Origin of the sequence: Streptomyces roseoverticillatus (assembly GCF_000719265.1) — a bacterium.
In the GTDB taxonomy this organism is placed as follows: domain Bacteria; phylum Actinomycetota; class Actinomycetes; order Streptomycetales; family Streptomycetaceae; genus Streptomyces; species Streptomyces roseoverticillatus.
In genome coordinates, this window is the sequence record NZ_JOFL01000032.1 from 50,337 (window position 1) to 71,186 (window position 20,850).

General features: G+C 69.8%; 23 protein-coding genes, 1 tRNA gene and 1 riboswitch. Of the genes, 16 read left to right on the forward strand and 8 right to left on the reverse strand.

Annotated features, from left to right (window positions below; translation table 11 throughout):
* Nucleotides 1-19 precede the first annotated feature (19 nt).
* The 7 genes from clpS to IF61_RS0128675 all read left to right on the forward strand — a co-directional run bounded on the left by clpS (nucleotide 20) and on the right by IF61_RS0128675 (nucleotide 5,582).
* Nucleotides 20-331: an ATP-dependent Clp protease adapter ClpS gene (gene clpS, locus IF61_RS0128645; RefSeq protein WP_030369442.1), complete on the forward strand. Its 312-nt coding sequence runs from the start codon at nucleotides 20-22 to the stop codon at nucleotides 329-331.
* Nucleotides 331-933, forward strand: a complete 603-nt coding sequence (locus tag IF61_RS0128650) for a DUF2017 domain-containing protein (protein WP_030369443.1) — start codon at nucleotides 331-333, stop codon at nucleotides 931-933. Before clpS ends, IF61_RS0128650 begins: the two co-directional genes overlap by 1 nt.
* A gap of 318 nt (nucleotides 934-1,251) precedes the next feature.
* Entirely contained in the window at nucleotides 1,252-2,742 is a 1,491-nt protein-coding gene (locus IF61_RS0128655) for an amino acid permease (RefSeq protein WP_030369444.1), read from the forward strand.
* A 105-nt stretch (nucleotides 2,743-2,847) separates the two neighbouring features.
* Nucleotides 2,848-3,270 (forward strand): M67 family metallopeptidase, encoded by a 423-nt coding sequence (locus tag IF61_RS0128660; RefSeq protein ID WP_030369445.1) that lies wholly within the window; start codon nucleotides 2,848-2,850, stop codon nucleotides 3,268-3,270.
* Nucleotides 3,271-3,390: 120 nt separating this feature from the next.
* A complete protein-coding gene (locus tag IF61_RS0128665; protein WP_030369446.1) occupies nucleotides 3,391-3,672 on the forward strand; it encodes a MoaD/ThiS family protein in 282 nt (93 codons plus the stop codon).
* 15 nt (nucleotides 3,673-3,687) lie between these two features.
* Nucleotides 3,688-4,638, forward strand: a complete 951-nt coding sequence (locus IF61_RS0128670; protein ID WP_030369447.1) for a PLP-dependent cysteine synthase family protein — start codon at nucleotides 3,688-3,690, stop codon at nucleotides 4,636-4,638.
* A gap of 191 nt (nucleotides 4,639-4,829) precedes the next feature.
* Nucleotides 4,830-5,582 (forward strand): MBL fold metallo-hydrolase, encoded by a 753-nt coding sequence (locus tag IF61_RS0128675; protein ID WP_030369448.1) that lies wholly within the window; start codon nucleotides 4,830-4,832, stop codon nucleotides 5,580-5,582.
* A gap of 97 nt (nucleotides 5,583-5,679) precedes the next feature.
* On the opposite strand, the gene IF61_RS0128680 is transcribed toward IF61_RS0128675, so the two are convergent.
* A complete protein-coding gene (locus IF61_RS0128680; RefSeq protein ID WP_052393150.1) occupies nucleotides 5,680-6,891 on the reverse strand; it encodes a PTS transporter subunit EIIC in 1,212 nt (403 codons plus the stop codon).
* A 391-nt stretch (nucleotides 6,892-7,282) separates the two neighbouring features.
* Nucleotides 7,283-8,608 (reverse strand): PTS transporter subunit EIIC, encoded by a 1,326-nt coding sequence (locus IF61_RS0128685; RefSeq protein ID WP_030369450.1) that lies wholly within the window; start codon nucleotides 8,606-8,608, stop codon nucleotides 7,283-7,285.
* Nucleotides 8,609-8,813: 205 nt separating this feature from the next.
* Here IF61_RS0128685 and IF61_RS0128690 point away from each other — a divergent pair, with 205 nt between their 5' ends.
* The 4 genes from IF61_RS0128690 to rdgB all read left to right on the forward strand — a co-directional run bounded on the left by IF61_RS0128690 (nucleotide 8,814) and on the right by rdgB (nucleotide 11,057).
* Entirely contained in the window at nucleotides 8,814-9,047 is a 234-nt protein-coding gene (locus IF61_RS0128690; RefSeq protein WP_030369451.1) for a PTS sugar transporter subunit IIB, read from the forward strand.
* Between the two features lie 127 nt (nucleotides 9,048-9,174).
* Nucleotides 9,175-9,906: a ribonuclease PH gene (gene rph, locus IF61_RS0128695; RefSeq protein ID WP_030369452.1), complete on the forward strand. Its 732-nt coding sequence runs from the start codon at nucleotides 9,175-9,177 to the stop codon at nucleotides 9,904-9,906.
* A gap of 131 nt (nucleotides 9,907-10,037) precedes the next feature.
* Entirely contained in the window at nucleotides 10,038-10,427 is a 390-nt protein-coding gene (locus IF61_RS0128700; RefSeq protein WP_030369453.1) for a hypothetical protein, read from the forward strand.
* A gap of 27 nt (nucleotides 10,428-10,454) precedes the next feature.
* The gene (rdgB, locus tag IF61_RS0128705) at nucleotides 10,455-11,057 is read left to right on the forward strand and encodes an RdgB/HAM1 family non-canonical purine NTP pyrophosphatase (protein WP_030369454.1); all 603 of its coding nucleotides are present in this window, start codon (nucleotides 10,455-10,457) and stop codon (nucleotides 11,055-11,057) included.
* 46 nt (nucleotides 11,058-11,103) lie between these two features.
* Here the strand turns inward: rdgB and IF61_RS0128710 are convergent.
* The 4 genes from IF61_RS0128710 to IF61_RS0128720 form a co-directional block, all read right to left on the reverse strand.
* Nucleotides 11,104-11,179, reverse strand: a tRNA-Leu gene (locus IF61_RS0128710).
* A complete protein-coding gene (locus tag IF61_RS34760) occupies nucleotides 11,170-11,643 on the reverse strand; it encodes an HNH endonuclease (RefSeq protein WP_342668027.1) in 474 nt (157 codons plus the stop codon). Before IF61_RS34760 ends, IF61_RS0128710 begins: the two co-directional genes overlap by 10 nt.
* 233 nt (nucleotides 11,644-11,876) lie before the next feature.
* Nucleotides 11,877-12,554 (reverse strand): HNH endonuclease signature motif containing protein, encoded by a 678-nt coding sequence (locus IF61_RS0128715; RefSeq protein WP_030369455.1) that lies wholly within the window; start codon nucleotides 12,552-12,554, stop codon nucleotides 11,877-11,879.
* A 113-nt stretch (nucleotides 12,555-12,667) separates the two neighbouring features.
* On the reverse strand, nucleotides 12,668-14,185 hold the full coding sequence (locus tag IF61_RS0128720; protein WP_052393137.1) for an MFS transporter: 1,518 nt from the start codon (nucleotides 14,183-14,185) through the stop codon (nucleotides 12,668-12,670).
* A gap of 248 nt (nucleotides 14,186-14,433) precedes the next feature.
* Here IF61_RS0128720 and IF61_RS0128725 point away from each other — a divergent pair, with 248 nt between their 5' ends.
* Nucleotides 14,434-14,967 (forward strand): hypothetical protein, encoded by a 534-nt coding sequence (locus IF61_RS0128725; RefSeq protein ID WP_030369457.1) that lies wholly within the window; start codon nucleotides 14,434-14,436, stop codon nucleotides 14,965-14,967.
* Nucleotides 14,967-16,208 (forward strand): sensor histidine kinase, encoded by a 1,242-nt coding sequence (locus tag IF61_RS0128730; protein ID WP_030369458.1) that lies wholly within the window; start codon nucleotides 14,967-14,969, stop codon nucleotides 16,206-16,208. Before IF61_RS0128725 ends, IF61_RS0128730 begins: the two co-directional genes overlap by 1 nt.
* 96 nt (nucleotides 16,209-16,304) lie before the next feature.
* Here IF61_RS0128730 and bcp read toward each other — a convergent pair whose 3' ends face one another.
* A complete protein-coding gene (bcp, locus tag IF61_RS0128735) occupies nucleotides 16,305-16,772 on the reverse strand; it encodes a thioredoxin-dependent thiol peroxidase (protein WP_030369459.1) in 468 nt (155 codons plus the stop codon).
* Nucleotides 16,773-16,913: 141 nt separating this feature from the next.
* On the opposite strand from bcp, the gene IF61_RS0128740 reads away from it, so the two are divergent.
* The 3 genes from IF61_RS0128740 to IF61_RS0128750 all read left to right on the forward strand — a co-directional run bounded on the left by IF61_RS0128740 (nucleotide 16,914) and on the right by IF61_RS0128750 (nucleotide 18,112).
* Nucleotides 16,914-17,234 carry a DUF3618 domain-containing protein gene (locus IF61_RS0128740; RefSeq protein WP_030369460.1) on the forward strand — a complete coding sequence of 107 codons (321 nt, stop codon included), beginning with the start codon at nucleotides 16,914-16,916 and terminating at the stop codon, nucleotides 17,232-17,234.
* A gap of 159 nt (nucleotides 17,235-17,393) precedes the next feature.
* On the forward strand, nucleotides 17,394-17,696 hold the full coding sequence (locus tag IF61_RS0128745; protein WP_052393151.1) for a GroES family chaperonin: 303 nt from the start codon (nucleotides 17,394-17,396) through the stop codon (nucleotides 17,694-17,696).
* Nucleotides 17,696-17,760, forward strand: a riboswitch (guanidine-III (ykkC-III) riboswitch). It overlaps the preceding gene by 1 nt.
* Before the next feature lie 31 nt (nucleotides 17,761-17,791).
* Nucleotides 17,792-18,112: a DMT family transporter gene (locus tag IF61_RS0128750; RefSeq protein ID WP_030369462.1), complete on the forward strand. Its 321-nt coding sequence runs from the start codon at nucleotides 17,792-17,794 to the stop codon at nucleotides 18,110-18,112.
* 119 nt (nucleotides 18,113-18,231) lie between these two features.
* Here IF61_RS0128750 and IF61_RS0128755 read toward each other — a convergent pair whose 3' ends face one another.
* Nucleotides 18,232-20,565, reverse strand: coding sequence for a transglycosylase domain-containing protein (locus IF61_RS0128755; protein WP_052393138.1), 2,334 nt, complete (start codon nucleotides 20,563-20,565; stop codon nucleotides 18,232-18,234).
* Between the last annotated feature and the right edge of the window lie 285 nt (nucleotides 20,566-20,850).

Consider the following 20,850-nt stretch of genomic DNA (forward strand, 5'->3'; position numbering starts at 1 on the left):
CAAGCCCCCGAGTGGCAGCATGGGAAACGTGAGTGTTGCACCGGTCGAGATCGAACGCACCGAGTCGAGCGAGTCCCCGTACGCGGTGACCGAGCCCGACGTTCCCTGGGTCACGCTGGTTCACAACGACCCCATCAACCTCATGAGTTATGTGACGTATGTCTTTCAGGCGTACTTCGGCTACTCCAAGGACAAGGCCCACAAGCTGATGCTCGACGTCCACCACAAGGGGCGCGCCACCGTTTCCAGCGGCAGCCGCGAGGAGATGGAGCGCGACGTGCAGGCGATGCACGGCTACGGGCTGTGGGCGACGCTGTCGCAGGACCGTTGATGGCCGGCCACTTCGAGCCGCTGTCCGGCGGCGGGGCCGCCGTGGCCCTGGACGAGGTCGAGGTCTCCATCCTGCGCAGCCTGACGGTCCAGCTGCTGGAGCTGATCGGCCCGGGCGACGCCGCGGGCCCCGAAGGCGCCGATCCGCTCGCCCGGCTCTTCGCCGAGGGCCCCAGCGAGCCGCCGTCCGACCCCGCGCTCGCCCGGCTCTTCCCCGACGCCTACGGCGACCCGGGTGCCGGGCAGGACCCGCAGCAGCGCGCGTACGCCGCCGAATTCCGCCGCTACACCGAGAACGACCTGCGCGACCGCAAGCGCGAGGACGCCCTCGCGGTCGTCCGCTCGCTGGACGCGCTCACGGTGGCCGGAGCCGCCGGGGATGACGTGGCCGTCCTGCGCCTCACGCCCGAGGACTGCCGCCGCTGGCTGGGCACCCTCAACGATCTCCGGCTGACCATCGGCGCGCGGCTGGAAATCACCCATGAGGACGACAGCGAGGCGCTGCTCCGGCTGCCGGACGACGATGCGCGCAAGCCGATGGTGATGGCCCATCTCTGGCTCGGCGGACTACAGGAAACGCTGGTAGATGCACTGATGGGATGATCGATCAAAAGCATCCGGACATCCGCTCAGGGAACAATCAGGTCCGGATAACGATCGGATCACCGTAACGGTGCCTATTAACGCTCTTTTTCCTTATTGTCCGCATTTCTTTGTGGTCTGCGTCACTCGTCCATGATCGGCATTCAGACGATCTACCGGCCACTCGTGGTACATCTTTGCGACCTGCCTCCGTGACGCCACCCATGTTCACGGCGGGAGCGCTGAGCCGGCCGACCGTCGGCACTCGCAGGACTCCATCCGGGGGGATCGGAACCCGATCCGGAGCAACCGGATCGGTATGGAGAAAGGCGCACCACCATGACCTCTGAGCAGGTCGCGGCCCGTACCGCGGACGCAGTCGCGGAACCGGGTCACAAGGGAAGCGGTAAGACGGCTTCCGAGGGTTACGAGCGGGGACTCGGTAACCGCCAGATTCAGATGATCGCCATTGGTGGCGCCATCGGCACCGGCCTCTTCCTCGGCGCGGGGAAGGCCATTTCCAAGGCCGGACCCAGCCTGATCCTGGCTTATGCCATAGCCGGTCTGGTCATCTTCTTCATCATGCGAGCGCTCGGCGAGCTGCTCATGTACCGCCCGGTGTCGGGCTCCTTCTCGGACTACGCCCGGGAGTTCCTCGGCCCCTTCTGGGGTTATGTCACCGGATGGACGTACTGGCTCTTCTGGGTCGTCACCGGAATCGTCGAGGTGACCGCAGCGGCCTCCTATGTGCAGTACTGGAACCATTCCATTCCGCAATGGGTCTCCGCGCTGGTCTTCACCGTCATCCTCTACTTCGCCAACCTGATCTCCGTGAAGCTCTTCGGTGAGCTGGAGTTCTGGTTCTCCATGGTCAAGGTCACCGCCATCATCGGCATGATCCTGATCGGTGTCGGCGTGCTGACCATCGGCTTCTCCGACGCCGGTGACACCGCCACCGTCACCAACCTCTGGAACGACGGCGGCTTCTTCCCGCACGGCATCGGCAACACCCTGATGACCCTGCAGATCGTGATGTTCGCCTTCCTCGCCGTCGAGCTGGTCGGCGTCACCGCGGGCGAGGCCAAGGACCCGGAGAAGACGCTCCCCAAGGCGATCAACACCGTGCCGTGGCGCATCGCCGTCTTCTACATCGGCGCGCTGATCATCATCCTGGCCGTGGTCCCGTGGGGCGAGTTCATGCCGGGCGTGAGCCCGTTCGTCGCCGCCTTCCAGAAGATCGGCCTGCCGGCCGGTGCGGGCATCGTCAACTTCGTCGTCCTCACCGCGGCGCTGTCGTCCTGCAACTCGGGCATGTACTCCACCGGCCGCATGCTGCGCGACCTGTCGCTCAACGGCCAGGGCCCGAAGTTCTTCGGCGAGCTGACCAAGCGCGGCCTGCCGCTGCGCGGCACCACCTTCTCCGCCGCGCTGATGCTCGTCGGCGTCTGGATCAACTACCAGTGGCCGGGCAAGGCGTTCGATTACGTCGTCTCCTTCGCGACCATCTCCGGCATGTGGGCGTGGATCGTGATCCTCGTCGCCCAGCTGCGCTACCGCCGCAAGGCGAACCGCGGCGAGCTCCCGCAGTCCGCGTTCCGCGCCCCCGGCGCCCCGTGGACCAGCCTCTTCGCGCTCGCCTTCATCTTCATGGTGATCGTGATGATGGGCATCGACGCGGACGCCCGGGTCTCGCTGTACTGCGCCCCGGTCTGGGCCGCGATCATGTGGGTGTCCTACCTCGTGCTGAAGCGCCGCAACCCGCAGGCCTTCGAGCGCAAGGACTACACGCAGGCCGCCGTCGAGGCCGTCAAGGTCGACCAGGCCGCGTAAGGCCTGACGGAAGGCCTCCCCGGCCGTCCGGCATCCGGGCCCGCCCGTACCACTGACTGGTACGGGCGGGCCCTTCGCCTTGTCCGCGTGCCTATCCTGGGGCGCATGCTGACCATCACGCAGGACCTGTACGACCGGATCGTCGCGCACGCCCGCGCGGACCACCCCGACGAGGCCTGCGGCGTGGTCGCCGGACCGGCCGGCAGCGGCCGCCCCGAGCGGTTCGTCCCCATGCTCAACGCCGCCCGGTCGCCCACGTTCTACGAGTTCGACTCGGCGGACCTGCTGAAGCTCTACCGCGAGCTCGACGACCGCGACGAGGAGCCCGTGGTCATCTACCACTCGCACACGGCCACCGAGGCCTACCCCTCCCGCACGGACATCTCGTACGCGGGCGAGCCCGGCGCCCACTACGTGCTCGTGTCCACCGCCGACACCGACGGCGAGGGCCCCTTCCAGTTCCGCTCGTTCCGCATAGTGGACGGCCAGGTGACCGAAGAGGACGTCACCGTAGTGCCTGCCTACTGAGCTCCCGCCCTCCGGCGGGCCGCGGCTGTCCGCATGCCGGTACGAACGTCCGGCGGCCGCACACGGAATCGATACGATCTGCCCCAGGTGCCCCACCCGCACGCCGACAGGAGCCGCATCATGGCCATCGAGGTCCGCATTCCGACCATCCTCCGCACCTACACCGACGGCAAGAAGGCCGTCGAAGGCAGCGGCGCCACCATCGACGAGCTCTTCAAGGACCTCGACACCCGCCACGCGGGCATCCGCGAGCGCCTCGTCGACGAGTCCGGCGAGCTGCGCCGCTTCGTCAACGTCTACCTCAACGACGAGGACGTCCGCTTCCTCGCCGGCATCACCACCGAGCTCACCGACGGCGACAGCGTCACCATCCTCCCGGCCGTCGCCGGTGGAATGGTCTGAGGCGCGGCGTAGAGCATGCGCTACGACAGCCACCTGGCCTCGGTCGGCAACACCCCGCTGGTGCGGCTCCCCAGGCTCTCCCCGTCCGGGTCGGTCCGGATCTGGGCCAAGCTGGAGGACCGCAACCCCACCGGCTCGGTCAAGGACCGCCCCGCCCTGCACATGATCGAGCAGGCGGAGCGGGCCGGGCGGCTGACCCCGGGCTGCACCATCCTGGAGCCCACCTCCGGCAACACCGGCATCTCGCTCGCCATGGCCGCCCGGCTCAAGGGCTACCGCATCGTGTGCGTCATGCCCGAGAACACCAGCGAGGAGCGGCGGCAGCTGCTCGCCATGTGGGGCGCGGAGATCATCTCCTCGCCCGCGGCGGGCGGCTCCAACACCGCCGTCCGCGTCGCCAAGGAGCTCGCCGCCGAGCACACCGACTGGGTGATGCTCTACCAGTACGGCAACCCCGACAACGCGGGCGCGCACTACGCCACCACCGGCCCGGAGATCCTCGCCGACCTCCCCGAGATCACCCACTTCGTCGCCGGGCTCGGCACCACCGGCACGCTCATGGGCGTCGGCCGCTACCTGCGCGAGCACAAGCCCGGCGTGAGCATCGTCGCCGCCGAGCCGCGCTACGACGACCTCGTCTACGGCCTGCGCAACCTCGACGAGGGCTTCGTCCCCGAGCTCTACGACGCCTCCGTCCTCACCACCCGCTTCTCCGTCGGCTCGGAGGACGCGGTCCGCCGCACCCGCGAGCTGCTGAGCGAGGAGGGCATCTTCGCGGGCGTCTCCACCGGCGCCGTCCTCCACGCCGCCCTGGGCGTGGCCCGCAAGGCCGAACGGGCGGGGGAGAGCGCCGACATCGCCTTCGTCGTGGCGGACGGCGGCTGGAAATACCTCTCGACGGGCATCTACACGGCCCCCACGACGGAAGCGGCCGTCGAAGCGCTGCAGGGCCAGCTCTGGGCCTGACGGCGCCCGACGGCTCCCTTCCGGCATCCGGCGGCGCGCGGCAGCCTCCGAACGACGCGCGGCGGCCACGCGTCCGTACCGGTGACTTCAGCCACAACCCCACCTCGTGGAGGAGCGGGCGTCCCCTTCGCGCCTTACGCTCGACGGACCGCATGGCCCCCCGTCACGAGTCAACGGAGGTTCAGGCCCGCATGAAGCTCACCGTCGTCGGATGCTCGGGGTCGTTCCCGTCCACGGAATCGGCCTGTTCGAGCTACCTCGTCGAGGCCGACGGCTTCCGGCTGCTCCTCGACATGGGCAACGGAGCCCTCGGCGAGCTGCAGCGCCACATCGGTCTCTACGACCTCGACGCCATCCTGCTCTCGCACCTGCACCCCGACCACTGCATCGACATGTGCGGCTATTTCGTGGCCCGCTACTACCGGCACGAGGGCGGCCGGGCCGAGGCCATCCCCGTCTACGGGCCGAGCGACACCGAGCACCGGCTGTCCACCGCGTACGGGGACGTGCCCGATGAGTCCTGCATGCGCGAGGTGTTCGACTTCCGCACCCTCGCCCCGGGCACCTTCTCGGTGGGCCCGCTCACCGTCCGCACGGACCGGGTGCGCCACCCCGTGGAGGCCTTCGCCTTCCGCGTCGAGCACGACGGCAGCGCCCTCGTCTACTCCGGCGACACCGGCCCCTGCGAGGAGCTGCACGAGCTGGCCGCCGGCGCCGACCTGCTGCTCTGCGAGGCGTCGTTCACCCATGGCAAGGAGGACATCCCGGACCTCCACCTCAACGGCCGCGAGGCCGGCGAGCACGCCGCGCGGGCCGGCGCGGGCCGGCTGGTCCTCACCCACATCCCGCCGTGGACGGACCCGCTGACCAACCTCCGCGACGCGCGCGCCGTCTACGACGGGCCGGTCGAACTCGCCCGCGCGGGCGCGGTGTACGAGGTCTGACCCGTCCTGTTCTTTTGGTTTCCATAAATGTTTATGCGAATGCCCCCGAAATCCATGGGATTTCGGGGGCATTTACCTGCGGTGTTCAGGTGAGGCGTCAGGCCTTCAATTCGGCCGACTCCTCCTCGGATTCACGGCCGGGCGTCTTGAGGTCGAACTTCACGATGGCGAAGCGGAAGACCACATAGTAGATCGCGGCGAAGCACAGGCCCACGAGGACCAGCAGCCACGGCTTCGAGGCGATGCCCAGGTTCAGCAGGAAGTCGATGACGCCGGCCGAGAAGCCGAAGCCGTCCTTCATGCCGAGCGCCCAGGTCAGGGCCATCGAGACACCGGTCAGCACCGCGTGGATCGCGTAGAGCACCGGCGCGACGAACATGAACGTGAACTCGATCGGCTCGGTCACACCGGTGACGAACGCGGTGAGCGCGAGGGAGAACATCATGCCGCCGACGACCTTGCGGTTCTCGGGGCGGGCACAGTGCACGATCGCGAGGCAGGCGGCCGGCAGCGCGAACATCATGATCGGGAAGAAGCCGGTCATGAACTGGCCGGCGTTCGGGTCGCCGGCGAGGAAGCGGGCGATGTCGCCGTTGACGGCACCCTTGGGGCCGTCGTACGAGCCGGCCTGGAACCACGGGAAGGAGTTCAGCAGGTGGTGCATGCCGACCGGGATCAGACCGCGGTTGGCGACGCCGAAGATGCCCGCGCCGACCGCGCCCGAGCCGACCAGCCACTCACCGAAGTTGTGCAGACCCGTGCCGAGCACCGGCCAGATGTAGCCGAAGACGACGCCGATGAGCAGACCCGCGAAGGAGGAGAGGATCGGCACCAGGCGGCGGCCGCCGAAGAAGCCCGCCCAGTCCGGCAGCTTGGTGCGGTAGAAGCGCTGGTATATGAGCGCGACCACGAGGCCCATCACGACGCCGCCCAGGACCTTGGCGTCGACGGCCTGCTCCACCATGGCGACCTTGTGGTCGACCACGGCCTCCTTCTTGGGGAGGCTGCCGTCGGTGAAGGTGCCGAGCACCTTGGAGAAGACCAGGTAACCGGCCACGGCGGCCAGGGCCGTGGAGCCGTCGGACTTCTTGGCGTAGCCGATCGCGACACCCACGGCGAACAGCAGCGCCATGTTGTCGAGGATCGCGCCGCCGCCCGCGGACATAAACTCGGCGATCTTGTTGAGGAAGGCCGGGAGGGAGTCCTTCCCCAGCATGTCGCCCTGGCCGAGGCGGACCATGAGCGCCGCGGCGGGGAGCACGGCGACGGGCAGCATCAGGCTGCGGCCGATGCGCTGGGCGACCGCCATGGCGCCGGCGCCGAACTTCTTCTTCGGAGCCTCAGCCGCGTCCTTCTTCTTCGCGGGCTTCTTGTCCGCGGGCTTCTCCGCCGCGGCCTTCTTCTCCGCGGCCTTCTTCTCCGGCGAAGCGGCGTCGTCAGGCGCCGCCTTTGCCGCCTTGGCGCTCTTACTCATCGGATTCCTCCAGGTGAGGCGGGCGCTCGGGGGAAGGGGGGTGGCCCGCTTTTGGTCTACACCACTGAGTGGTTTAGACCATGTTGTAGCACGTGAGTCCGGGATAAAGGAATCCGTGCTTCCCGGTGGCTTCCGACACAGCGGAAAGCCCCCGGCCGGGCACTCCGGGGGCTCGTGACAGGGAGCGATTACCCCTGCACGGTGCAGCTAGTCCTTGACGTTCCCGCTAGTCCTTGACGTTCCCGCGCTCGATCTCCTCCGCGAGCTCTTCCGGTTCACGCCCCGGAGTCGGCAGGTCGAACTTCGTAATCGCGAACCGGAAAATCGCGTAGTAGACGACCGCGAAGCACAGCCCGATCGGAATGATCAGCCACGGCCTGGTCGCCAGCCCCCAGTTGATCACGTAGTCGATCAGGCCGGCCGAGAAGCTGAAGCCGTCGTGCACCCCCAGGCCCCAGCTCACCGCCATCGACACGCCCGTGAGCAGCGCGTGCACCACGTACAGCACCGGCGCGATGAAGAGGAACGAGTACTCGATGGGCTCGGTGATCCCCGTGACGAACGAGGTCAGGCCCACCGAGAGCATCATGCCCGCGATCTCCTTGCGCCGGTGCGGCTTCGCGCAGTGCGCGATGGCCAGCGCCGCGGCGGGCAGCGCGAACATCATGATGGGGAAGAAGCCGGTGGTGAACTGGCCCGCGTGCGGGTCGCCGGCCAGGAAGCGGTTGATGTCGCCGTGCACCACCGTGCCGTCCGGCTTCGTGTAGTCGCCGAACTGGAACCACATGAAGGTGTTGAGGAACTGGTGGAGCCCCACCACCAGCAGCGCCCGGTTCGCCACGCCGAAGACGCCCGATCCCCCCGAGCCCAGGTCCGACAGCCACTTGCTGAAGCTCGTCAGCGCGTCGCCGACCGGCGGCCAGACGAACAGGCAGATCACCGCGAAGCCCAGCGCGACGAACGACATCAGGATCGGCACGAGCCGGCGCCCGTTGAAGAAGCCCAGCCAGTCCACCAGCCGCACCCGGTGGTAGCGCATCCAGAACCACGCGCTCAGCAGGCCGATCACGATGCCGCCGAAGACCCCCGGGTTCTGGAAGCTCGCGGGGGACGCCTGCCCGCCCATGGAGACGCACACCCCGCTCCACAGCCCCGCCCCGCCGAACGTCGACTCGTGCGGGCAGTCCTCCGGGAACTGGTGCAGCACGGAGAAGTAGACGAGGAAGGCCACCACGGCCGCCAGCGCCGTCGAGCCGTCCGCCTTCTTCGCCATGCCGATGGCCACGCCCACGCAGAACAGCAGCGGCAGGCCGAGCGCCGAGTCCAGCAGCGCGCCGCCCGCGCCCGCGAAGACCTTCGCCACGTCCGTCCAGCCCAGCCCGTCCGTGCCGAAGACGTCCGGCTGGCCGAGCCGGTTCAGGATGCCCGCGGCCGGGAGCACCGCGATGGGGAGCTGGAGGCTGCGGCCCATCTTCTGCAGGTTCGAGAAGAGGGTCTGCCAGCGCTCCCGCCACCGGTTCTGACGCGGCGCGGCCGCGGCGTCCGTGCTCATCTGCGTCCTCCCGGCCGCCGCCCCGGCGACGGTCCACTCGGTGCTTGCCGCATACTGGTGTAGACCACTTATGCGCGCGCTTGTGGGTGTCGCCATCATTTGCCAGACGGCGGACATATGCCCACATAGTTGGGCTGAACGTGGTTTACCGTGGGGAAGCCGGTCGGTGGTACCGCCGAAGGGCCGAAGACAACCAGGAGTGCACATGGCCAGCAAGGCTGAGAAGATCGTCGCCGGCCTCGGCGGCATCGACAACATCGAGGAGATCGAGGGCTGCATCACCCGTCTCCGCACCGAGGTCGCCGACCCGGAGCTCGTCGACGAGGCCGCCCTCAAGGCCGCCGGCGCCCACGGCGTCGTGAAGATGGGCACCGCCATCCAGGTTGTCATCGGCACCGACGCCGACCCGATCGCCGGTGAGATCGAAGACATGATGTGAGCCGTGAGCCGTGAGCCGCTGAGGCTCACGGCCGGGGCCCCGCCCGGAATGCGCGCATACGTAACATACGTACCGCGATCCGGAACGGGGCCCTTCGCCTTGCCCCGATACCAGTAGGCTCATCACCATGTCTCGCATCGACGGCCGCACGCCCGACCAGCTCCGCCCCGTGACCATCCAGCGCGGCTGGAGCAAGCACGCCGAGGGCTCCGTCCTCATCTCCTTCGGAGACACCAAGGTCTTCTGCACCGCCAGCGTCACCGAGGGCGTCCCGCGCTGGCGCAAGGGCAGCGGCGAGGGCTGGGTCACCGCCGAGTACTCGATGCTGCCCCGCTCCACCAACACCCGCGGCGACCGCGAATCCGTCCGCGGCAAGATCGGCGGCCGCACCCACGAGATCTCCCGCCTCATCGGCCGCTCCCTGCGCGCCGTGATCGACTTCAAGGCCCTCGGCGAGAACACCATCGTCCTCGACTGCGACGTCCTCCAGGCCGACGGCGGCACCCGCACCGCCGCCATCACCGGCGCCTACGTCGCCCTCGCCGACGCCATCACCTGGGCCCAGGGCAAGAAGCTCATCAAGCACGGCCGCCAGCCGCTCACCGGCACCGTCAGCGCCGTCAGCGTCGGCATCGTCGACGGCGTCCCCCTCCTCGACCTCTGCTACGAGGAGGACGTCCGCGCCGAGACCGACATGAACGTCGTCTGCACCGGCGACGGCCGCTTCGTCGAGGTCCAGGGCACCGCCGAGGCCGAGCCCTTCGCCCGCGACGAGCTCAACGCCCTCCTCGACCTCGCCGTCACCGGCTGCACCGCGCTCGACGCGGCCCAGCGCGAGGCACTCGCGGCGACGCTGTAAGCAGCCGCGCGGGCAGCGGCGCAGGCGACCGCGCAGGCAACCGCCGGAGGATCACCAGCGTTCCTACGGGCGTACGGACGGGACAGCCCCGCCCGTACGCCCGTAGCCGCATCAAGGGGAGGGAAACCCTCATGTCCGCCATCTCCGCCCGCAGGACGTCTCTCGCGCTCGCCGCCGCCGCGCTCGCCGTACCGCTCGCCGCCGGCTGCTCCACCGCCCAGAAGGCTGTCGACTGCGCCCGCCTCGGCATCGAGATATCCAACGACGTCGACGACCTCCAGCGCAGCGTCACCGACACGGCGACCGACACCGACAACGCGGGCAGGATCCTCGACAACCTCGAGAAGGACACGAAGAAGCTCAAGGACAAGAGCAGCAACGTCGACGTCGGCAAGGCCCTCGACCACCTGGAGAAGGCCATCGGGAACGTCCGCGACGCCCTGCGGAACGACAAGACCCCGGACCTGACGCCGGTCACGGACGCGGCCGGAGAACTCTCGAAGGTGTGCACGTCGAAGTAGACCGGGGCGGGCCGGGATAATCGCCCCATGAAGCGCCTGATCCTCGCCACCCGCAACGCCAACAAGGTCACCGAGCTCCGCGCCATCCTGGAGGCCGCCGGCCTCGGCGTCGAACTGGTCGGCGCCGACGCCTACCCCGAGGTCCCGGACGTCAAGGAGACCGGCGTCACCTTCGCCGAGAACGCCCTCCTCAAGGCCCACGCCCTCGCCCGCGCCACCGGCCACCCGGCCGTCGCCGACGACTCCGGCCTGTGCGTCGACGTCCTCGGCGGCGCCCCCGGCATCTTCTCCGCCCGCTGGGCCGGCGCCCACGGCAACGACAAGGCCAACCTGGACCTCCTCCTGGCCCAGCTCGGCGACATCGCCGACGAACACCGCGGCGCCCACTTCGCCTGCGCCGCGGCCCTGGCCCTCCCGGACGGCACGGAGCGCGTCGTCGAAGGCCGCCTGGAGGGCACCCTGCGCCACGAGCCCGCGGGCGGCGGCGGCTTCGGCTACGACCCGGTCCTGCAGCCCCTGGGCGAGACCCGCACCTGCGCGGAGCTGACGGCGGACGAGAAGAACGCGATCAGCCACCGGGGGAAGGCGTTCCGGGCGCTGGTGCCGGTGGTGCGGGAGCTGCTGGGCTGAGACAACGGCGTGTGGCACCCGCACTGCGGGTGCCACACGCCGAATGTAGGGCCGACGAGATTCGAACTCGCACTGTCCACTACCTAAAAGTGGCGCCTCCTGGCCAGTTGGGCTACGGCCCCACGACTAGATTACTGGTCCTGCTGCTGTCAGTGCCAGCGGGAGGGACTGGACGGCGTTGCCGCCCGCCACGGCACCAGGTGCTTGTGATCGAGTGACAGTTGGGGCAGAGCATCCGGAGGTTCTCTCGGCGATCGTCGCTCCAGTCACCGTTGATGTGATCGATCTCCAGAGTCATGGGCCCGCCGTGCCACACAGGGCCGGTTCCACAGCGGGCACACTCTTGTGGCACGCCGATCTCGCCCAAGGCTCGGCGGAGCAGCGCTGTCTTGGTTCGGCGTTTGCCGCTGTGTTTGACGAGCAGTTCCTCCGGGGTCTTTCTGGGGGTTGTGCCGGGCCTTCCACGTTGGTGCGCCTGCCCGAGAAAGTGAGAAGTAGTGAGGCCGTCCTCGTCCATCCACTTGCGCAATCGGGAGCGCTGACCGGCGGTGCTCCGCCGGCCGAGCCGTCTCAGCGCCTCAGCCATGGACGTGGACCGGGACACTGCGTCGCGCAGGGTGTCGGGGCACGGCCTGCCTCTGCGGTACGGGCGACGAGGAAAGTGCGAGACGTCGATTCCGTAGTGTGCGAATCGCCGATAGAGGTACTGGGGCAGGTGGCGATAGGGCCGGGTACCGAAGAAGGCTATGACCTCATTGATGTCGGCGCACGTTCGAGCAGCCTCGGCCAGCCGCTCACGCGTGTACGGCGTGCCGCTGCTCACCGGCCCTCACCGCTACTACGTGATGCGCGGCGGGCAACTGCGTGACGGGCCTTCCCACGGCCACGGTACGTGTCCGTTGTCGAGTGGCAGTTGGGGCAGAGCAGCCGCAGATTCTCGATGCGATTGTTGCGCCAGTCTCCGTCGATGTGGTCGACCTCCAGCGGCAGTGGATACCCCTGCCACGTGGCCTCGATGCCGCACAGTACGCAGCGGTCGGTCACGCCGAATGCCAGCAATGCTCCCCTGAGGCGACAGCTCTGCTCGCGGCGAGCCTTGGGCGAGGTCTGCACGGTCAGCAGTTCCTCCGGGGAGCGCTTCCGTTTCGCCACTCCCGAGGCGGGAGTGGCGAAGTGTGAGGTATCGATGCCGAACGCCCGGACCCGGCGGCTGATGTGGGTGTGGTGGCCGCCCACTACCTCGATGCCGAGGTGGCGTAGGACTTCGCACATGTTGGACGACGCCGCCACCGCGTCTTCGAGGATCTCCTTGGTCCAGCGAGCCCCTTCGCGTTCGAAGTGGGACGTGTCCACGCCCAGCTTCCGCATGCGGTCGTGAAGATACCGGCGGCGCGAACTCTTCGGGTCCACCCCCAGCTTCTCCAGCGCCTCCGATAACGTCCGCGACGATTCCGCCGCCTCCGCCAGAACCTCTCGCGTGTACGGACTGACAGGCATGGCGCCCCTCCCCGACGTCGATGTGATGCGACCGCGTATCCGTTCGCGATCTCGAACTCATCAACGACGCGCCTGCCCGACAGTTACGCCAAATGTGCGAACCATCTGACCTGTCAGAACTTCGGTTCGGGCGCCCGGGACGTCACCATCTCCTCCGCTTCCTCCCGCGTCGCCACCGCCGGCGGCGACCCCTCCAGCGGCCGGCGCGCCGTCTCCCGCATGAAGGCGACGGCGACCATGCCGACGAGGGCCGCGCCCGCCGTGTAGACCGCGGGCGTCATGTCGCTGCCCGTGGCGTGGATCAGGGCCGTGATCACCAGTGGGGTCGTGCCGCCGAAGAGGGACGTGGAGAGGTTGTAGCCGATGGCGAGGGAGCCGTAGCGGACCGGGGTGGGGAAGAGGGCGGGGAGGGCCGCGGACATGGTGCCCAGGAGGCACACCAGGGGGAGGCCCAGCATCAGCATGCCGCCCAGGACCGCGGGCAGGCTGCCCTGTTTCAGCAGCAGGAACGCCGGGGCCGACAGGACCACGAAGCCGCCCATGCCCGCCATCAGCAGCGGTTTGCGCCCGACGCGGTCGCTCAGGCGCCCCACACACGTGATGACCGTCATCAGCAGGGCCATCGTCGCGATGAGGATCAGCAGGCCGTGCGTGTCGTCGTAGCCGAGCTGGTCGGTCAGGTACGTCGGCATGTACGACAGCAGCATGTAGTCGGTGATGCCGTACGCCCCGGCCAGGACCACGCAGAGCAGCAGCCTCGCCCACTGGGTGGTGAAGATCTGCTTCAGCTCGGTGCCGCCGCCTCCCGCCTCCTCCTCCGCCAGCTTCTGGAACGCCGGGGTGTCCTCCAGCCGCAGCCGCAGGTACAGGCCCACGAGCCCGAGCGGCCCGGCGACGAGGAAGGGGATCCGCCAGCCCCAGTCCGTCATCGCCGCGCCGCCGAGCGCCGACGTCATGGCCGTGACGAGGCCCGCCGCGCCGATGTAGCCCGCGAGGGTGCCGCATTCGAGGAAGCTGCCGAAGTAGCCGCGGCGCTTGTCGGGCGCGTACTCGGCGATGAACGTCGCCGCGCCCCCGTACTCGCCGCCCGTCGAGAAGCCCTGCAGCATCCGGAAGCAGATCAGCAGCACCGGCGACCAGAAGCCGATCGCCGCGTACGAGGGGATCAGGCCGATGGCGAAGGTGCCGGAGGCCATCAGCACCATCGTCAGGGCCAGGACGCGCTTGCGCCCCACCCGGTCGCCGAGCGGGCCGAAGAACATGCCGCCCAGCGGCCGGACGAGGAAGGCCACGGCGAACGTCGCCAGCGACGACAGCAGCCGCACCGTGTCGTTGCCCGAGGGGAAGAAGACGTCCCCGAGGGTGACGGCGAGGTAGCTGTAGATGCCGAAGTCGAACCACTCCATGGCGTTGCCGAGCGCGGCCGCCTTGACGGCCCGTCTCACGGTCCGTTCGTCCGTGACGGTGATGTCCGTGCGCCGCAGCCGGGGGTTGCGGCGGCGGGCGACGGCCCGGAAGAGGGCCGGGTGGCGTCTGACCGCGGCCGGGTCGTGGCCGTTGCCATGTCCGTTCGTATGCCCGTTGCCGTTCCCGTTTCCGGTCTCGGCTTCCGTGCTGCTGCCGTTGGGCACGGCTCGGCCCCCTCACGCTTCGGCGGTGACGTACGTACGCGCCTGCGTCTGCACGCTGCGCCGCCGCTCAAACCGGTGCGCCCCCCGAGAGGGAGATAGGTCACGCCCGGCGGGCGGCCCGCCGGGCAGGGGGCTGCGGAAGCTGATATAGGCATGAAGGGAACGCGCGGCCCGATTTCACCGTCCCTCACAGCGGGGACGCACAGCCGTATCCCGGAAGACCTGCAAGACACCAGAGAGAGAGGCCGATGGCCGACCGTGTGGCGCTCCGCCGGCCCGGCATGCGCACCGCCCTGGCGATCTTCGCGGTGGTGACGGTGCCGGCCATCGGCGGCCTGTGGGTGAGCGCGGCCGGGGACCGGTCGGACGCGGTGGCCGACGCCCCCAAGACGGCGGCGGCGCAGAAGTCGCACCTGCCGCGCGGTCCGGAGGCGGCGACGGCGCAGGACACGCCGGCGCCGCAGGAGCTGCCGGGCGTGCGTGAGTGCGGGGTCGGCAAGCCGGTCGTCGAGCCGAAGATCATCACGCTGAACTGCTCCAACGCGGGCGTTGTGGCCAGTGACATCAAGTGGGACTCGTTCGGCGCCGACGGCGCGGACGGCTCCGGCGTCGTGCTGGTCTCGGGCGCGGCCGGCGGCGGTGCGCCGGCCTCCTTCCCGGCGCGGCTGCGGCTCTACGACGTCACGAAGGTCGACGGCATGATGGCCTTCACGGGCATCGAGGTCAGCTATACGGGTGCCACCCCTCATGCGAAGGCGAAAGAGGTGTACACGATCGCGTGATGGGTATCCGTGGCCGGATCGCCCTCGCGATCTCCTTCGTCACCGCGCTCGCCGTCGTGGTGCTGGGACTGGCCGTGCACCACATTTCCGCGGCGGAGCGCGACCGGCAGGCCCAGGCGTACCAGGACGACTTGCTGAGCTCGGCCCTGCAGATCTACCAGCGCGACAGCACCCTCGCCCTGGGCGCTCAACTGGACGACGCGGCACTGCCGTTCCCGCTGGCCCGGGCCGTGGCGCGGGGCCGCTCGGGTACGTACATCAGCGGTGGTGAGGACCCGCGGGTGTGGGCGGCCACGGCCGTCGGCGGCGACAAGGTGCTGTCGGTGTCGGCCCCGTACCCGGACCGCGACCCCTTGATGACGGCGCTGGACAAGGCGCTGCTGGTGGCGGGCGCGGCGACGGTGGCGCTGATGGCGGTGGTCGCCTGGTTCGTGGCGCAGAGCCTGTCGCGGCGGTTGCGGCACAGTGCGGCCGCGGCCCGGCGGATTGCGGCGGGCGAGCCGCCGGACGCGGAGGCGCTGGCGGCCGGCGGCCGGGACGAGGTCGCGGAGCTGGGCCGCTCGGTTCACCACATGGCGACGTCGCTGGCGGCGCGGGTGGAGGCGGAGCGCGAGTTCACGGCCGACGTGGCGCACGAGCTGCGCACGCCGGTGGCCGGGCTCGTGGCTTCGGCGGAGCTGCTGCCGCACCCGCGCGCCGTGGAGATGGTGCGCGAGCGCGCGCAGACGATGCGGGTGCTGGTGGAGGACTTGCTGGAGGTGTCCCGGCTGGACGCCGGCCGGGAGCGGGCCCAGCTCGACGAGGTGGAGCTGCCGTCGCTGGTGCGGGGGATCGTCAAGCGGGCGCAGGGCCAGCGCGGCGTGGACGACGTGGCGGTCGAGGTGGTCGGCGAGGGCCGGATCGTGGCGACGGACGCCCGCCGTGTGGAGCGCATCCTCGTGAACATCCTGGCCAACGCGGCCAAGCACGGGAAGCCGCCGATCGAGGTCACGGTGCGGGGCACCCGGATCGTCGTGCGCGACCACGGCGACGGCTATCCGCCGGACCTGGTGGACCAGGGCCCGCGCCGCTTCCGCACGGCGGCGCCGGAGCGGGGCACGGGGCACGGCCTGGGGCTGACGATCGCCGTGGGCCAGGCGGTGGTGCTCGGGGCGCGTCTGGAGTTCGGCACGGCGGAGGGCGGGGGCGCGCGGGCGATTCTGGACCTGCCCGAGGCGGAGGCTCCTGCGGAGGGCGGGTGACGGCGCTTGCCGTGCGGGCCCGTTGCGCCTGCGGCGGGCGTCCTCGAACGCCGGACGGGCTGGATTTTTGCCTGGAGCCCGTCCGGCGATCGATCCCTACAGGCCCAGGTCCTTGATGATCTTCGCGACGTGCCCCGTGGCCTTCACGTTGTAGAGCGCCCGCTCGACCCGGCCGTCCTCGTCGACGATCACCGTCGACCGGATCACCCCGGTGACCGTCTTCCCGTACAGCTTCTTCTCGCCGAACGCCCCGTAGGCCTCCAGCACCTTCTTCTCCGGGTCGCCGACGAGCGTGACCTTCAGGCTCTCCTTCTCGCGGAACTTCGCGAGCTTCTCCGGCTTGTCGGGGGAGACGCCGATCACGTCGTAGCCGTGGCCGGTGAGGAAGTCGAGGTTGTCGGTGAAGTCGCAGGCCTGCTTGGTGCAGCCGGGGGTGAGCGCGGCGGGGTAGAAGTAGACGATCACCTTGCGGCCCTTGCGGTCCGCGAGCGAGACCGGGTTGCCGTCGGCGTCGGGAAGGGTGAAGGCGGGGGCGGTGTCGCCGGGCTGCAGTCGCTCGCTCATGGCTCTCCTCGGGTCGTGGGCCTGCGTCCCGAGCGTAGCCACCGGCCCGATCGGGGGTGCCGCGGGGCACGGCGTCCGGTGAGCTGACAGACTGTCGTCATCACTCATCATCACTCTTATCGAGACGACGGAGGCAGCGCGGTGTCGGATGCCAGGACCCCTGCGCAGATCGAGGCGGACATCGCCCGCAGGCGGAGCGAGCTCGCCGTGACGCTCGACGAGATCGGCGTGCGCATGCACCCGGCCACGATCATGGGCGACGCGAAGGCGAAGGTCGCCGCGAAGGTGGACCACACCGCGGGCCGCGCCTGCGCCACGGCGCACCGGCTGGTTTCGGACGTGAAGGCCCGCCTCACGACGGAGGACGGCGCGCCGCGGCTGGAGCGGATCGTGCCGGTGGCGATGGTCGCGGTGGGCGTGATCGGCCTGATCGCGGTGTCCTCGCGCAAGCGCGAGAAGTAGAGCAGGGGCCCGGGCGGAGCGTAGGCGGGGCGTAGCCGGGCGTGGCCGGGGCGTAGGTCATATCCGCGGATCCGCGATCTGTGGCCGCGGGGCCGCGTGCGGGCAGGTACGGTCGTCTGCGTGAGCACGAACACCACCCACGACAAGCTGCCCATCCGGATGCTGCACGATCGCGTGCTGGTCCGGACCGATATCCCGGAGGGCGAGCGCCGGTCCTCCGGTGGCATCGTCATTCCCGCGACGGCGGCGGTGGGCCGCCGGCTGGCCTGGGCCGAGGTCGTGGCGGTCGGGCAGAGCGTACGGACGGTGGAGCCGGGCGACCGGGTGCTGTACGACCCCGAGGACCGCGCGGAGGTGGAGGTCCGGGGCGTGGCGTACGTGCTGATGCGGGAGCGTGACCTGCACGCGGTGGCGGCGGAGCGGCTGGAGGGGGCCGAGGACTCCACGGGGCTGTACCTCTGAGTTTGCTACGGTCGTAGGTACCCGACGAGACGCGCCGTACCGGGTCAGGACAAGACGACGCACCCCTGGAAGCTCTTCTCCACGGAGGTGCCGTCATGGCATGGGTCCTGCTCGCCGTCGCCGGCCTGCTCGAGGTCGGCTGGTCGATCGGCATGAAGTTCACCGACGGGTTCACGCGGCTGTGGCCGAGCGTGTTCACCATCGCGGGTATCGCCGCCAGCATGCTGCTGCTGTCACAGGCGGCGAAATCCCTGCCCATCGGTACGGCCTACGGGGTGTGGGTGGGCATCGGCGCGGCCGGCGCGGCGGTCCTGGGCATGCTGGTCCTGGGCGAGCCCGCCACGGCGGCGCGGATCTTCTTCATTGTGCTGCTGCTGGTGGCGGTCGTGGGTCTGAAGGCGACCTCGGGTCACTGACCGGCCGGGGGTCCGGGGGTTGCCCCCGGGGATTGCAGCATCGTGTTGTTGCTGGTGGCGGTCGTGGGCTTGAAGGCGACCTCGGGCCACTGATCCCTCAGCGGCCTGTTAGTGGTCCGTCAGTAGTCCCCGAACAGCCCCCCGTCCAGCCCGCCCCCGCCCTTCGGCTCGTTCGGGATGAACGTGGGCAGCCCCGGGATCGACGGCGGCCCCGTCGGCGGCCGGGTCGGGAAGCCCGTGGGCGGTCCGGTCGGCGGCAGCGGCGGGAACGACGGCGTGGGCGGCGTCGGCGGCGCCGGGATCGACGGCGGCGCGGAGGTCGTCGGCGGCGCCGGGATCGTCGGCTCCATGGTGGGCATCCGGGCCCCGCTCTCCAGCTCCAGGTCGAAGTCCTTGACCGACGTGCCGGAGAGCGCGGCGCCCGTGTACGCGGCCCAGATGTCGGCGGGGAATCCGCCGCCGTTGATCCGGGCCTGCCCGGCCGCGCCGTAGAGCGACTTGTGCTCGCCGGTCTCGGAGTCCTGGCCCATCACGGCGACGACGGTCGCGAGGTCGGGGGTGTAGCCCGCGAACCACGCCGCCTTGTCGTCCTCCGCGGTGCCCGTCTTGCCGGCCGCGGGCCGTCCCGCGGCCTGCGCGCCCCGCCCGGTGCCGTTGTCGACGACGCTCTCCAGGATGGAGGTGGTGGTGTCGGCGGCCGTGCGCGTGACGGCCTGCTTGACGTCCTGGTTCGGCAGCGGGACGAGCTCGGCGCCCTTGGTGACCTTGTCGACGAGGGTGTACGCGCCGTGCCGCCCGTGGTTGGCGAGCGTCGCGTACGCCTGGGTCATGTCCAGGACGCTGGCGTTGGCGACGCCGAGCGCGATGGACGGGTTGGCGTTGAGGTCGGGGGTGTTCGACGGGATGCCGAGGGCGACGGCGGTGTCCTTGACCTTGGCGGGGCCGACGTCCTGGGCCATCTGCGCGTAGACGGCGTTGACGGACAGGTCGGTGGCCTTGGTGACGGTGATCTGCCCGTACGAGATGTCGTCCTCGTTGGCGGGGGCGTAGCCGACGGGCCCGTTCGGCCCCTGCACGGGACGCTTGTTCGTGCCGTCGTAGAGCGTGAACGGGGTGATGGTGCGCCCGTCCTGGGTGGAGGCGTCGCCCGCGACGGCCGAGGTGAACACGAACGGCTTGAAGGTGGAGCCGACCTGGAAGTCGCGGCGGGTCGCGTTGTTGACGAACTGCTTGGTGTAGTCGATGCCGCCGTAGAGGGCGACGACCCGGCCGGTCCGCGGGTCGATGGAGGCCCCGCCGGCCCGTACGTACCGGTCGACGGCGCGGTCGTCGCTGAGCTCGTCCATCAGCTGTTTCTGCACGGCGCTGACGAAGGCTTCCTGCTTCTTCTTCTCGACGGTGGTGGTGATGCGGTAGCCGCCGCGGGCGAGCGTCTGCTCGTCGACGATCTTGTTGCTGGTGAGGTAGTCCTTGACCGCCTCGACCAGGTAGCCGCGCTGGCCGGACATGCCGAGCCGGGCCCTCGCCTTGCCGGGCGCGGGGAACTTCATGGCGCCGCGCTCGGCCTGCGTGAGCCACTTCTTCTTGACCATGCCGTCGAGGACGTAGTTCCAGCGGGCGGTGGCGCGCGCCTGGTTCTCGGGGTGGGCGCCGACGTCGTAGAGGCTGGGGGCGTTGAGGAGCGTGGCCAGGTAGGCGCCCTCGGCGGTGTTCAGCTTGTCGGAGTCCTTGCCGTAGTAGGCCTGCGAGGCGGCCTGGATCCCGTAGGCGTTGCGGCCGAAGTAGCTGGTGTTCAAATAGCCTTCGAGGATGTCGTCCTTGCTCTCCTCGCGGTCCAGCTTGATGGCGATGAAGAACTCCTTCACCTTGCGGCTGATCGTCTGCTCCTGGCCCAGGTAGTAGTTCTTGACGTACTGCTGGGTGATGGTGGAGCCGGACTGCTTGCCCTTGCCGGTGACGGTGTTCCAGGCGGCGCGCAGCATCGCCTCGGGGTTCACGGCGGACTCGGAGTAGAAGTCGCGGTCCTCGGCGGCGAGCACGGCGTGCTGCACGTCCCGGGGCACCTTGCTGAGCGGCACGCTCTCGCGGTTGACCTCGCCGTCGCGGGCCAGCTGGCTTCCGTCGGCGTAGAGGTAGACGTTGCTCTCGGCGACCGCGGCCTGGTTGGCGGCGGGGATCTGCACGAGCATGTAGCCGGCGATGAGGCCGGTGGCGATGAGCAGGACGACGAACAGGATGGCGCCGACCACCATGCGCCAGGTGGGCAGGAAGCGGCGCCAGCCGGTGCGGCGCGGGCGGCGGCCGTTGCCGTTGCCGCCGCCGGGCCGTTCCGGTGTCCCGGGCCGGCCGCCGTGCCCGTTGCCGCGGCCCGGGCCGTTGGTCTCCCTGGGCGCCCAGCCCGCCGGTGCGCCACGGCCGCCCCCGGCGGCCCGCTGTGCGTGCTCGTCGCTCATGTCTGTAGGGACTCCTCGGCCGCCGCCGTTGGTTCGGTCACGGCGGCGCGGTCTCGTGTCGGGCGGTCCGCTGTGCTTCGTACACGTCGTACATCCCGTCGAACACTGTCGCATCATGCGTTCCGCGCCAATGGCACGTTCGGCACACCGGGCAGACCCGGCTCGGCCGTCCGGGTCAGGTGCCGGCCACTCCGGGGGGTGAAAACCGGGGCCGACGCTGCCGAGGTTCAACGACCGGATGCGGTACGAGATGCGCCCTGGCGGGGCCGTTGCGGTGAATGTCCC

Bases quoted from the DNA above. Each gene is read 5' to 3' on its own strand.
- IF61_RS0128755 (WP_052393138.1), bottom strand. From the start codon at position 20,565: ATGAGCGACGAGCACGCACAGCGGGCCGCCGGGGGCGGCCGTGGCGCA.
- IF61_RS0128690 (WP_030369451.1), top strand. From the start codon at position 8,814: ATGGCCAGCAAGGCTGAGAAGATCGTCGCCGGCCTCGGCGGCATCGAC.
- IF61_RS0128665 (WP_030369446.1), top strand. From the start codon at position 3,391: ATGGCCATCGAGGTCCGCATTCCGACCATCCTCCGCACCTACACCGAC.
- IF61_RS0128660 (WP_030369445.1), top strand. From the start codon at position 2,848: ATGCTGACCATCACGCAGGACCTGTACGACCGGATCGTCGCGCACGCC.
- rph (WP_030369452.1), top strand. From the start codon at position 9,175: ATGTCTCGCATCGACGGCCGCACGCCCGACCAGCTCCGCCCCGTGACC.
- IF61_RS0128685 (WP_030369450.1), bottom strand. From the start codon at position 8,608: ATGAGCACGGACGCCGCGGCCGCGCCGCGTCAGAACCGGTGGCGGGAG.
- IF61_RS0128655 (WP_030369444.1), top strand. From the start codon at position 1,252: ATGACCTCTGAGCAGGTCGCGGCCCGTACCGCGGACGCAGTCGCGGAA.
- IF61_RS0128650 (WP_030369443.1), top strand. From the start codon at position 331: ATGGCCGGCCACTTCGAGCCGCTGTCCGGCGGCGGGGCCGCCGTGGCC.
- IF61_RS0128750 (WP_030369462.1), top strand. From the start codon at position 17,792: ATGGCATGGGTCCTGCTCGCCGTCGCCGGCCTGCTCGAGGTCGGCTGG.
- IF61_RS34760 (WP_342668027.1), bottom strand. From the start codon at position 11,643: ATGGCTGAGGCGCTGAGACGGCTCGGCCGGCGGAGCACCGCCGGTCAG.
- IF61_RS0128730 (WP_030369458.1), top strand. From the start codon at position 14,967: ATGGGTATCCGTGGCCGGATCGCCCTCGCGATCTCCTTCGTCACCGCG.
- IF61_RS0128745 (WP_052393151.1), top strand. From the start codon at position 17,394: ATGCTGCACGATCGCGTGCTGGTCCGGACCGATATCCCGGAGGGCGAG.
- IF61_RS0128725 (WP_030369457.1), top strand. From the start codon at position 14,434: ATGGCCGACCGTGTGGCGCTCCGCCGGCCCGGCATGCGCACCGCCCTG.
- bcp (WP_030369459.1), bottom strand. From the start codon at position 16,772: ATGAGCGAGCGACTGCAGCCCGGCGACACCGCCCCCGCCTTCACCCTT.
- IF61_RS0128675 (WP_030369448.1), top strand. From the start codon at position 4,830: ATGAAGCTCACCGTCGTCGGATGCTCGGGGTCGTTCCCGTCCACGGAA.
- IF61_RS0128680 (WP_052393150.1), bottom strand. From the start codon at position 6,891: ATGGCGGTCGCCCAGCGCATCGGCCGCAGCCTGATGCTGCCCGTCGCC.
- IF61_RS0128700 (WP_030369453.1), top strand. From the start codon at position 10,038: ATGTCCGCCATCTCCGCCCGCAGGACGTCTCTCGCGCTCGCCGCCGCC.
- IF61_RS0128715 (WP_030369455.1), bottom strand. From the start codon at position 12,554: ATGCCTGTCAGTCCGTACACGCGAGAGGTTCTGGCGGAGGCGGCGGAA.
- clpS (WP_030369442.1), top strand. From the start codon at position 20: ATGGGAAACGTGAGTGTTGCACCGGTCGAGATCGAACGCACCGAGTCG.
- rdgB (WP_030369454.1), top strand. From the start codon at position 10,455: ATGAAGCGCCTGATCCTCGCCACCCGCAACGCCAACAAGGTCACCGAG.
- IF61_RS0128670 (WP_030369447.1), top strand. From the start codon at position 3,688: ATGCGCTACGACAGCCACCTGGCCTCGGTCGGCAACACCCCGCTGGTG.